This is a genomic window from Deltaproteobacteria bacterium, assembly GCA_013151915.1.
In the GTDB taxonomy this organism is placed as follows: domain Bacteria; phylum BMS3Abin14; class BMS3Abin14; order BMS3Abin14; family BMS3Abin14; genus BMS3ABIN14.
The window spans coordinates 19391-31036 of the sequence record JAADHJ010000004.1 but is presented as its reverse complement, the minus strand read 5'-3'; the positions used below and the strand labels follow the sequence as shown (position 1 = coordinate 31036).

Genomic DNA, 11646 nt, shown 5'->3' with positions numbered 1-11646 from the left:
AGCCCCAGTAAACGGCGGCCGTAACTATAACGGTCCTAAGGTAGCGAAATTCCTTGTCGGGTAAGTTCCGACCTGCACGAATGGTGTAACGGTCTGGGTGCTGTCTCAACAAGGGACTCGGTGAAATTGAATTATCGGTGAAGATGCCGATTACCTATGGCAAGACGGAAAGACCCCGTGAACCTTTACTGTAGCCTGACATTGGAATCTGATGTGGTATGTGTAGGATAGGTGGGAGGCTGTGAAGCGAGGACGCCAGTTCTCGTGGAGCCGCCCTTGAAATACCACCCTTATCACATTGGGTTTCTAACTGCTTACCGTTATCCGGAAGCAGGACAGTATTAGGTGGGCAGTTTGACTGGGGCGGTCGCCTCCTAAAAAGTAACGGGGGCGCACGAAGGTTCCCTCAGTACGGTCGGAAATCGTACGGAGAGTGTAAAGGCATAAGGGAGCTTGACTGCGAGACATACAGGTCGAGCAGGTACGAAAGTAGGTCTTAGTGATCCGGCGGTTGCGTGTGGAAGCGCCGTCGCTCATCGGACAAAAGGTACTCCGGGGATAACAGGCTTATCTCCCCCAAGAGTTCACATCGACGGGGAGGTTTGGCACCTCGATGTCGGCTCATCGCATCCTGGGGCTGAAGTTGGTCCCAAGGGTTGGGCTGTTCGCCCATTAAAGCGGTACGCGAGCTGGGTTTAGAACGTCGTGAGACAGTTCGGTCCCTATCTTCTGTGGGCGTAGGATATTTGAAGGGAGCTGCTCCTAGTACGAGAGGACCGGAGTGGACGGATCCCTGGTGATCCAGTTGTCCCGCCAGGGGCATTGCTGGGTAGCTACATTCGGAAAGGATAACCGCTGAAAGCATCTAAGCGGGAAGCCTCCCCTGAGATTAGATATCCCCTCCGCGCTTGCGTGGACTGAAGACCCCTTGTAGACCACAAGGTTGATAGGCCGGGTGTGTAAGTGCGGTGACGCATTCAGCTAACCGGTACTAATCGGTCGTGAGGCTTGACCACTTTCTATTTACCTTTGGCAGGTTTTGTCCCCTGTCTGAGAGATGACTAAATTTATTTGTGGGCGCGTTGATGACCTTTTGCGAAGTCATCGAAATTAACCTTAATCTTCAGAATTCAGGTTTTCTGGCGACTATGGCGAGGGGGATACACCCGTTCCCATTCCGAACACGGAAGTTAAGCCCTTCAGCGCCGATGGTACTGCCCCGGCGACGGGGTGGGAGAGTAGGTCGTTGCCAGAAATTTTTCTTGGCCCGGATGCCTTTTTGGTATCCGGGCTTTTTTTGTGCGCCCGGCACAGGGCGCACCCACCTGAAGGTCGGGTCCTTTGCAGGCATTGAACGCCTGGCGGGAATCTGTTATGAAAGCCTTTAGCAAGGTAAGGGCGAATGAGCGAGGAGAAACGTAGTTCAGAGTCCAGAGTCCAGTGTCCAGAGAAAAGAAAAACGGACGCGGAGAGTGAGGGCGTGTCGAGGTAAGGGAACAGGGGGTAAGGGGAGTTCAACGTTCAATGTTCAACGTGATAAAATGGCCGGACCCCGGACCCTGCTTTCAGGACTCAGAACTTTCGACTCTGGACCCTGGACTCAGGACTTTCGACTTTGGACTCAGAAATGCGGGGGGATGATATGACAACTTTTTTTCGACAGTCCAGGCTTTGCACCACCGGCACAGTGAGCCTCTGGTGCGAAAGCTGCGGACATGAGATTGCAGGGGATCCCTATGAGACTACCTTCTCCGGGTGGTGCTGTTGTTTCGACCCGGTTGATTTCTGCTCGAAGGAGTGCTGGGAACATCCTGAAAATATGTTCAATACGGAAAATTGGCCTGATCCTGCCAGGCGGTGACGTGCATGGGCGGGGTAGGTGGCGTCTGTTGCGGGTCGTTGAAAAAAATACCATGAACCGAAGGTCCGAAACAGGGTTCACCCTGATCGAGATGATGGTCGCCTTCACCATTCTGGCGGTTATGGCCGGCGTGGCCTTTTCAGTGGTGTTTTCCAGCACGACAAGATCCAGGGCGCTCGACCGTCAGATGAACCTGCGCATGGAGGGCGGCTCCATTATGAATCTCATAGTCGAGGACCTGGCGGGCGTCTTTCGGAGGCAAGGGACCACGCCCTTTTTTGTGGGCAGTGATGTATACCACCAGGAAGTACCATCCGATGAAGTCCAGTTCCTGACCACATCGACCCTCCCCGTTGATCCACGGACCTCCAGGGGAGACCTTGCGGAGGTTGGCTACCGTCTCTCCTTCGACGAAGAGGGCAAAAGCACCTTCTTTCGCAGGGAACAGTCGCCTCCGATGGGAGCCTACGATGACGGTGGATGGAACAGTGAGGTGTCCGACAAAGTCAGGTCTTTTAACCTGCGATATTATGACGGGCGGGACTGGGTGGATGAATGGGACAGCTTTGATACAGGGAACGGCATAAGCGCCGGAAAAATTCCACGGGAGATAGAGATCGAGATAAACCTGAAGGACGGTGATTTTTCAACCACCCTGAGGACCAGAATCGCGCCTCCGATGGCCGCGGCACAGTGAAGGGGCAAGGTTGATGACTTCGCAAAAAGCCATAAATGGACTTTTTGCGACCCTGGCAAGGTTCACGGTTCGGTGGCCAAGGTATTTTGCGGTTCCCTCTGGACTAAAGTGTCTGTGATGATATAATCAGCCTGCAATGAACCGTAACTTCAACTGACGGTTGGGAGAAAATAGTGTCGAGGGCCAAGGTCCCAGGGCTGAGTGGAAAACGAAGGGCGTGTTTTCGGGGCATTCCCTCCGAGCCGGGCATTCGAAGCGGGGCCGGCCTCCCATGAAGGTACTCTGGGCGCCATGGCGAATGAAATATATACTCGGGGAGAAGGAGGAAGGGTGTATCTTCTGCCGCCTTCTTGATGCGGAGCCCTCCGAGAACAACCTCCTGCTCTACAGGACATCGAGCGCCATGGTTCTTATGAACCGCTATCCCTACAACAACGGGCACATCATGGTGGCGCCCAATGAGCATACGGCGGATCTGAACGGGCTTCCTCCAGATCAATACCTCGAACTGATGGAACTCTTCCGTTCCAGTCTGAAGGTCCTTTCGAAGGCCCTGAATCCGGAAGGTTTCAATGCCGGCCTGAATTTGGGAAAATCGGCAGGCGCCGGGGTTGAGGATCACCTTCACTTTCATATCGTACCCAGGTGGCAGGGTGATACCAATTTCATGCCTGTCATTTCAGGGACGCGGGTAATACCGGAGTCCCTGGCGGTGACCTACAGGACTTTTGCTCCCATTTTCATGGAGCTGTGATCTCGGTGGAAGCTTCTAAAACCCTAAGGGGAAAGCTCGCGAGGTGAGGGGATGAAATATTTACAGGCACTTCTGGTTTTGCTGCTGGCGTTGGTGCTCGCCGGGTTCATTCAGCAGAATGCCGAAACGACGGTTCTAAACTACTTCAGCTGGCACTCGGTTGGCCTGCCTCTTTCCCTGTTCATGATCGTCGCCTTCGGCCTCGGCTATCTTGCCGCGGTCATTATCGGTTTTTCCGGTGACATCCGTTCCAGGTTCCGCCTGTTTAAGGCTGAGAGGGAAACAAAGCGCCTGAAAGGAGAACTGGCGAAGAGGGAAACGGCATTCACCGGGGAAAGCGCCGATTCGCCCGTGACCGAAAAGGCCGAACCTGATACCCAGGCCCCCGGGACGACAACACAGGAAGATGAAACCGCGGCCGAGGGCACAGGGGAAGAAAGGACGGAGACGATCTGACTTGGACTATCAGGCAGCCTCCAGGCATCGGCTCGAAGTCGTCTCTATCCTGCCGACTGCCTTGCTCGTCATAACCCTGTCGCTAGCCGTTTCCAGACCAGCCTTGGCCGCCCCCCCTGAAGAACCTCTCCTGATGGGGCAGGCTCACTTCATGTCGGGCCGGCTGGCGGAAGCTATTCCTTCTCTCAATACGGCCGCCGAATCCTCGGGCCCGGAATCCGGTAAAGCCCTGTACCTGCTTGGGAGGATCTACCTTCTTACCGGTAAATTCAGACGCAGCAAGGAGTATTTCGAGCGCGCATTGGAGAAAACCCGGCAGGGCACCGGGGAGGTTGGTGAATGGAAATCCCTTGCCGGCATTGGGGACGCCCTCTACGCCAGCGGTCGGTATAAGGATGCCATGAAGAGATATCGGCTTGCCGAACTGGACGCGCCTGCCTTTGGCAAAGCCCATGTCCAGATCAAGATGGCCCTGTGCGATCTTGCCGAGGGCAGGAGGGATGACGCCTTGGAAAGGTTGAAAAATGCCCTGCCCCGGGTTCCGATTCTTTCCCGATGGATTGGCAAAGAGGAAGATTTTCTCCGTTCGCTGGCTATGCAGGGCACCAAGGGGGCCCCAGAGAGGATCGAACGATACCATGTCCTCGTTGGTCCCGTTAAGAGGGATACGAATGACCTTGCTTCCTCCGGAATCGGTATCGATATTCCTGTACAGGTAATCAGGAATGGGGGAGAATATTATCTGGATTATGGGCCTTTCGCTGATCCGGTTGAAGCGATGATCTATATGGAGAAAGTCAAGGGCATGACACCATATGAGGCGAGGATTCAGGAAAAATGAATCAACCCGGCATTGAGCCGAAGACCACCTCGACCCCCATGATGAAGCAGTATCTCTCCATCAAAAGGGAGCATCCGGACTCCATCCTTTTCTTCAGAATGGGGGATTTTTACGAGATGTTCATGGATGATGCCATCATAGCGGCGGAAATCCTGAAAATCGCCCTGACCAGCAGGGAGAAAAATAAGGAAAAAGCCATACCCATGTGCGGTATTCCCTACCATGCAGCGGAAGGATATTTGACCAGGCTCCTGAAGGCGGGGCACAAGGTGGCCATCTGTGAACAGGTAGAGGATCCCAGGTACGCCCGTGGACTCGTAAAAAGGGAAGTTACAAGGATCGTTACGCCCGGCACGGCGATGGAGGAATCCCTCCTGGATGCACGGGAGCCTTCCTATCTTGCTTCAATCTACCGTACGAAGGAGGGCGTGGGCCTGTCCCTGGTGGATGCGTCCACCGGAGATTTCCGGGTTGCCCAGTGGACCGGTCCGGACGCTGTTTTGCGGCTGAATGTTGTCATGGCGCAGTTCGCCCCCAGGGAGGTCCTTTTCCCGGAGGATTCCGACACATTTGAAATTGCCGGAGACAGCCACCTGACGAAGGTTGAAGGTTTCCGGTTCTATCCGGAAGCAGGAGAGGAGACGCTCAAGAACTTTTTCGGTGTACATACCCTGGCGGGCTTCGGGCTCGATGGTTTACGGCTCGCCACGGGCGCTGCAGGGGCGGCCCTTTGGTATCTCAGGGATGTATATGGAGATCGGCTGAAACATCTGAGACCCATCCGTGTGATCAGGTCCGAAGACAGGCTTGTTCTGGACGGAAACACACTAAAAAACCTGGAGATATTGAGTTCCCAGCCCCACGGACTCAGGCAGGGCAGCCTCCTCCACCTTATGGATCGAACCGTAACCGCTCAGGGGGCCCGTCTTCTCAAAGAGTTTATCGTCCGGCCGCTGAAAAATGCCGAAGCCATCAATGATCGTCTGGACCTTGTTCAGGAATTGGTGGAAAATCTCCTGCTCCGGGGCTCGATCAGGGAAAGACTCAGGAAAGTTTCCGACCTGGAGAGGATTGTTTCCCGCGCGGGATCGGGGATCGCCGTTCCCAGGGATCTGGGGGCCCTGCGTCGGACGTTAAGGGAAATTCCCGGCATCCGGGGGCTCCTCGCCGAGCTCGATTCCGACCTGGGTGACAGAATCCTCCGGGGATTGAACGAGGAGCCTGAACTTTTGGAGTTCCTCCAATCGTCTCTGGCCGATGAACTCCCCGCGGGGCTCAGGGCAGGTGGAATCATCAGGTCAGGTTTCAATGCGGAACTCGACGAGGTCCGGTTCATGGCGAAGGACGGCAGGAAATTCATCTCCGACCTTGAGAAGAGGGAAAAGGAAATAACCGGTATCACATCGCTTAAAGTTGGTTTCAACAGAGTGTTCGGATATTACATCGAGGTGACCCATGCGCACCGTGACATGGTCCCGGATGGCTATATCCGGAAACAGACACTGGCTAACGCCGAGAGGTTCGTCACCCAGGAGTTAAAGGAGATGGAGGAACGGATTCTCAGCGCCGATGAGAGAATGATAGCCTTGGAAAAGCTGCTTTTCGAGGAGATATGCTCCCGGGTTATGGGATCCTCCGTCACCCTTCAGGATATCGCCCGAGCGTTGGCTTCCGTTGACCTTTACACTTCACTGGCCGAGCTGGCCCATACCTCGGGATATGCGAGGCCCGAGATTCTTGATGGTGACAGGACCGGCAGATTGTCCATTTCGGACGGAAGGCATCCCGTTCTCGAGAAGTTGGAAACAGGGGAAAGCTTCGTTCCCAACAATGCCTATCTGGACCGGGTGGACAACCGTCTGCTGATAATTACAGGCCCGAATATGGCGGGTAAATCCACATTCATGAGACAGGTCGCCCTCATAGTCATCATGGCTCAGATGGGTTCCTTCGTTCCAGCCGGAGAGGCTTTCATAAGCCCGGTGGACCGCATTTTCACCAGGGTAGGGGCTTCCGATATCCTCTCCAGGGGACTTTCCACATTCATGGTTGAGATGGTGGAGACCGCCGAGATCCTTAACAGCGCTACACCCGACAGCCTGGTGATCCTGGATGAGATAGGGCGGGGTACGAGCACTTTTGACGGTATCAGTATAGCTTGGGCCGTTGCGGAATACCTTCTCTCCGGGGAGCGTAATGGATGCCGGACAATGTTCGCCACCCATTACCACGAGTTGACTGAGCTGGCCCTGACGTCTGACGGGGTCAGGAACTACAACGTCGCCATCCAGGAATGGGGAGACCGCCTTGTTTTTCTGCGCCGTGTTCAGGAAGGGGCGGCTGACCGTAGTTATGGGATTCAGGTTGCGAGGCTCGCGGGCCTGCCGGACGATGTTATTGATCGCTCCAGGGAAATCCTGAAAAACCTCGAAAAAACAGCCATCGACACAGCGGGACGTCCCGTGTTGGCGGCCCATGATGACGGGCCGGAAGACCCGATGGTTTCCCCGGAGGATAGCGGGACTCAGATGCCGCTTTTCCATGGACGCGGAAGCGAACTGGTCAGAGAACTGAGGGAAATTGATCTGGAGGACATGACCCCTCTGGAAGCCATGAATCTTCTCGCCGGAATGAAGAAGCGACATGCCTAAAAAAATATCGGTAACCCTTCTGGCAAGCTGCATTTTGAGCGGAATCTTCTTCCTAGCTCTTTCCTTGGGGTCCGCCAGGGCCGCCTCCTACTGTGAGCGCCTGTACGATTCATCGAAAAGGGACTACTACTCGCTCTTGAAGAGTGATCGCAAGCAGAGGTTTCACGACAGCTGGGAGAAGGTGATCGAAAAGTTCACCACGATCTACGAGAAGTATCCAACCTGTTCCCGTGCCCCGGATGCTCTTTTTAATGTCGGGGTCCTTTACAGAAAACTCTATCACAGGTCCTGGGTCGGCGCTGACCTGGACTTGGCGCTGGGGACATTTCAGAAACTTCAGAAGAGGTTCCCGGGCAGCCGGCTGGCCGACGATGCCCTGCTCAACGCGGCCCAGGTCCAGGAGGAAAAAGGACGCAAAGGTGATGCCTACCGTACCTATGCGAAAATTGTAAAGACCTATCCCAAAAGTGACATGACCTCACGGGCGAAAAAGAGGCTCGATCAGCTTGCTTCTTTTGCCCCTAAACCGCCGGTTATTAAAGCCAAAGCCAAAACCAAAACCCCTTCGGGGAAGATGGTTAATATCACAGACGTAAAACATTGGTCTAATCCCGAATACACCAGAGTGGTTGTCTATGCCACAGGCAAACTGGATTACGAGGAGCACCGTTTAAAAAGCGACCCACGCTCCGGAAAACCGCCGCGGCTTTACATAGACCTGAACAGGGCCAGGATCCCTTCCGCACTGTCAATCCCCATCCCCATAAGGGATGGGCTTCTCCTCAGGGCGAGGTTAGGCCAGTACAATCATGACACCGTTCGTCTGGTTCTGGATATTGACAGTATGGGGGACAATCGTGTCTTTACGATGGAGAATCCATCGAGGCTTGTCGTGGATGTTTTCGGCCGGGATGTCGGTTCGACGTCTCCCCGGGCGACCAGGCCGGGGAACGGGGCCGGAACCCCCTTGCCCCTGGCCAAACAACTCGGCCTGGGCGTAAAGACCATTGTCCTCGACCCTGGCCATGGGGGGAAAGATCCCGGGGCCGTCGGACGGGGGGGACTGAAGGAGAAGGACGTGACCCTGGCAATCGCGAAACTGCTTAAGCCCCAACTGGAGGCCAAGGGATACAGGGTCTTGATGACGCGCAACCGCGACGTTTATGTCGGACTGGATGAAAGAACGGCTTTCGCCAACAAGAACCTGGCGGATCTTTTCGTTTCAATTCACACCAATGCCAGCCGGAACCGTCACGCCCGCGGAGTGGAGACCTACTTCCTCGGTGTGGCCATGGACAGGGACTCCAGTGAGACGGCGCTTCTTGAAAACGCAATAACCGAACAGACGTTGGCGGACCTGGAGAAGATCCTCCTGGATCTGACCCGAACCTCCAACCTCAAACAATCAAGCCTGCTCGCCGAGTCTATCCAGGAGAATTTATACCATGGGCTTTCAAGCAGGAATAAACTTGTGAAAGATCATGGAGTGAAGCAGGCCTCGTTTTATGTCCTTATCGGGGCCCAGATGCCCGCTGTTCTGGTTGAAACCTCTTTTATCAGCCATCCAACGGAAGAAAAGCTCCTGAAAGATCCCGCCTACCAGAAGCTGGTCAGTAAGTCCATTCTTCACGGCATCCTCGATTATGTGGATGGACTGGCAAGGACCACGGGCGGAAACAGTTCCACATGAGCCTCCTGGATCTGCATAGGATCGAATCGATTCCATCGGGCAACCGATTGGGCAAGTTGATCCGGGAAGAATACCTTGCCGCCTGGAACACACTGAAGTGGGAGCACAGGAACGGCATGAACAGCCTCGAAGTAGTCTCTCAACTGACCAGGCTGATGGATGAACTTATCGATTTTGTCTACAGAAGGGCGGCAAGAGATGCCGAGAAAAAGGGATTAAAGCCGGATAATCGTCTTGTCCTCATGGCCCTCGGTTCCTATGGCCGGCGCGAGCTTGCTCCCCACTCTGACATAGACCTTATTTTCCTTCTTCCTGAAAAGGTTACGGATTGGAGTAAGGAATTCACCGAAATGGTCCTTTATACATTGTGGGATACCGGCCTGGATGTTGGATACAGCACCCGCTCCATGAGTGATTGCATGGCCCTCGCTCCGGAAAACCACGATGTTCTGACTTCCCTTCTGGATGCTCGATATCTCCAGGGGAACCTGGATCTTTTTTCGAATTTCAGAAAGGAGTTCCGGCGCAGGGTGTTGAACAAAACAGGCAGCCAGTTCGTGACAGCCAAACTGGAACTTATGAAAGAACGGTTGATAAAACACGGAGGCACCATCTACGTTCTGGAACCAAACCTGAAAGAGGGGATGGGTGGACTCCGGGATCTACATACCGCCATGTGGGTCGCCAAAGTTTTGTTTGGCGCTGACGATCTAGAAAAACTCTGCAATATAAAGGAGTTAAACGTATTAGATGAGAAAGACCTTCAAATTCTTAAGAGTTCTTTCGATTTTCTCATGAAGGTCCGGTGCGAACTGCACTTTGCCTCCAATGCGGCAAGGGATCTGTTGAGCATGGAACGTCAGCCCTATCTGGCGGAACGGTTCGGGATCAAGGACCGCCGTGGAGTGCCGGCCGTCGAGAAGTTCATGCAGACCTATTATTCCCATACCGGTCAGGTCCACCACATCACCGGAAGCATAATCAGGCGATCCCTCGAGCGAAAGAAGAGGTCGCCCAGGATACTGGCCCGTTGGAAAGAAAAGGATCTGGGAAGAGGATTTTTCTCCCGGGGCGGCGAGATCCATACCCGGGTGGATCCGGTGGAGCTTTTTAAAAGGTACCCTGGAAGGATGTTAAGAGCCTTCCGGCTTTTCCAGGAGTCTAACCTTGAACTGTCCCCGGAAGTGGCAGTGGCTGTCCGGAGGTCCCTGAAGTTGGTCAATAATGACTACCGTAAGAGAAAAAGAGGCCGTGACGCCTTTTTCAGGATCATGTCCGATGATCGGCGGCTATATGAAACTCTCCTGTTAATGAATGAACTGGGGTTTTTAAGGAAATATATCCCGGAGTTCGCTCCTATTTTCTGTAAAATGCAGCATGATTATTACCATACCTATACCGTGGATGAGCACAGCATACGGGCCATCAGGGAGATCGTCGACCTCCCGCTTGCGTCTGATTCATCCCTTGAGCTTTATCAGGAGGTCTACAGGGAAATAAAAACCAATCGGCTTCTCCTTTTTCTGACCATCCTGCTTCACGATGTGGGGAAGGGAAGTGGTGCGAACCATGCCGAAAAGGGAGCCGCGATGGCCATGAGGGCCGCCAAACGGCTGGGGATGTCCCGTGAGGACATCGATGACATGGGGTTTCTAATCGAAAACCACCTCCTTTTGTCGCACGTTGCTCAACGCAGAGACCTTCACGAGGAGAGAACGATATGGGAGGTGGCGAACCTTATGGGAAATCCCAGGAGGCTCAAACTCCTGTTCCTGCTCACCATGGCCGATCTCAAGGCGGTGGGGCCGGGTGTGTGGAATGAGTGGAAGGCCAGCCTTCTTGCCGAACTTTTTCTCGAGGCGATCAGGGCAATCGATAGGGGAGGGATCTTTCGTGAGGACCTTCCGAAGAGGATTGAAAAAACCAGGACCAAGGTCGCAAAGACCCTCGCCGATGAATTTGACCCCCAGTTGGTGCAGGCTGAACTGGACGCCCTTTCCGAGAGGGCGTATGGGGTTTACAGATCACGCGTTCTGGGACAGTTTATTACGCTTCACCTGAAAATTGGAGACAGGCCCGTTGCTACCTCGTGGCGCCAGGCCAGAAGGGGAGGGTACACGGAGCTCTTCGTTGTCGCTCAGGACCAGCCGGGTCTTTTCTCCCGGATTGCCGGGGTTCTGGCTGCCAATAACGTTAATATTCTCGGCGCCCAGCTTCTTACCCGCGATGATGGGGTGGTGTTTGACATTCTTTACGTGACCGATAACGTGATGAAGCCCATCAGCGACAGAATGAAATTCAGAATGGTCAACAGGGAACTGGCCAAGGTTATCGGAGGGGATCTTGACGTCGATGATCTGTTAAAAGCAAGAAGATTGTCCCTTCCGCTGGACCGGCGGGACAGGGCAACCATGCCGGCGCCCACCCGGGTTGATATTCACAACAGTGTGTCCGACGCTTTTACCGTTATCGACATCTATACCACCGACAGGATCGGTCTCCTGTACACCATAACATCGACCCTGGCCGCTTCCAACCTGTCTATTCACACTGCCAAGGTCTCCACCAAGGTGGATCAGGCGGTGGACGTCTTCTACGTAACCGACCTTAATGGAGGTAAGATACTGGACGAGACGAAAATTGAGGCGGTCAGGAAGACCCTTATGCAGGCCCTGACCGACGACGCCTGAGAGTAT

8 protein-coding genes and 2 rRNA genes are annotated in these 11646 nt (G+C 54.2%); all 10 read left to right on the top strand.

Features of this window, described 5'->3' with window-relative positions; translation table 11 throughout:
- A 23S ribosomal RNA gene (locus GXP52_00820) occupies nucleotides 1-1019 on the top strand; the annotation flags it as partial.
- 119 nt (nucleotides 1020-1138) lie between these two features.
- Nucleotides 1139-1255: ribosomal RNA gene (gene rrf / locus GXP52_00815) — 5S ribosomal RNA — on the top strand.
- Nucleotides 1256-1642: 387 nt separating this feature from the next.
- The gene (locus tag GXP52_00810) at nucleotides 1643-1861 is read left to right on the top strand and encodes a hypothetical protein (protein ID NOY85826.1); all 219 of its coding nucleotides are present in this window, start codon (nucleotides 1643-1645) and stop codon (nucleotides 1859-1861) included.
- Between the two features lie 52 nt (nucleotides 1862-1913).
- Nucleotides 1914-2558 carry a prepilin-type N-terminal cleavage/methylation domain-containing protein gene (locus GXP52_00805; protein ID NOY85825.1) on the top strand — a complete coding sequence of 215 codons (645 nt, stop codon included), beginning with the start codon at nucleotides 1914-1916 and terminating at the stop codon, nucleotides 2556-2558.
- A gap of 271 nt (nucleotides 2559-2829) precedes the next feature.
- Nucleotides 2830-3312 carry an HIT domain-containing protein gene (locus GXP52_00800; protein ID NOY85824.1) on the top strand — a complete coding sequence of 161 codons (483 nt, stop codon included), beginning with the start codon at nucleotides 2830-2832 and terminating at the stop codon, nucleotides 3310-3312.
- Between the two features lie 51 nt (nucleotides 3313-3363).
- Entirely contained in the window at nucleotides 3364-3768 is a 405-nt protein-coding gene (locus tag GXP52_00795; protein NOY85823.1) for a LapA family protein, read from the top strand.
- A 1-nt stretch (nucleotide 3769) separates the two neighbouring features.
- On the top strand, nucleotides 3770-4609 hold the full coding sequence (locus GXP52_00790) for a tetratricopeptide repeat protein (protein NOY85822.1): 840 nt from the start codon (nucleotides 3770-3772) through the stop codon (nucleotides 4607-4609).
- Nucleotides 4606-7260, top strand: coding sequence for a DNA mismatch repair protein MutS (gene mutS, locus GXP52_00785; protein ID NOY85821.1), 2655 nt, complete (start codon nucleotides 4606-4608; stop codon nucleotides 7258-7260). Before GXP52_00790 ends, mutS begins: the two co-directional genes overlap by 4 nt.
- The gene (locus tag GXP52_00780; GenBank protein ID NOY85820.1) at nucleotides 7253-8950 is read left to right on the top strand and encodes a tetratricopeptide repeat protein; all 1698 of its coding nucleotides are present in this window, start codon (nucleotides 7253-7255) and stop codon (nucleotides 8948-8950) included. Before mutS ends, GXP52_00780 begins: the two co-directional genes overlap by 8 nt.
- Nucleotides 8947-11640, top strand: a complete 2694-nt coding sequence (glnD, locus tag GXP52_00775) for a [protein-PII] uridylyltransferase (protein ID NOY85819.1) — start codon at nucleotides 8947-8949, stop codon at nucleotides 11638-11640. The genes GXP52_00780 and glnD overlap by 4 nt, the downstream gene beginning before the upstream one ends.
- Nucleotides 11641-11646 lie beyond the last annotated feature (6 nt).

Coding starts and splice junctions, on each gene's coding strand:
- GXP52_00800 (NOY85824.1), top strand. CDS start 2,830: ATGAAGGTACTCTGGGCGCCATGGCGAATGAAATATATACTCGGGGAG.
- glnD (NOY85819.1), top strand. CDS start 8,947: ATGAGCCTCCTGGATCTGCATAGGATCGAATCGATTCCATCGGGCAAC.
- GXP52_00810 (NOY85826.1), top strand. CDS start 1,643: ATGACAACTTTTTTTCGACAGTCCAGGCTTTGCACCACCGGCACAGTG.
- GXP52_00805 (NOY85825.1), top strand. CDS start 1,914: ATGAACCGAAGGTCCGAAACAGGGTTCACCCTGATCGAGATGATGGTC.
- mutS (NOY85821.1), top strand. CDS start 4,606: ATGAATCAACCCGGCATTGAGCCGAAGACCACCTCGACCCCCATGATG.
- GXP52_00795 (NOY85823.1), top strand. CDS start 3,364: ATGAAATATTTACAGGCACTTCTGGTTTTGCTGCTGGCGTTGGTGCTC.
- GXP52_00780 (NOY85820.1), top strand. CDS start 7,253: ATGCCTAAAAAAATATCGGTAACCCTTCTGGCAAGCTGCATTTTGAGC.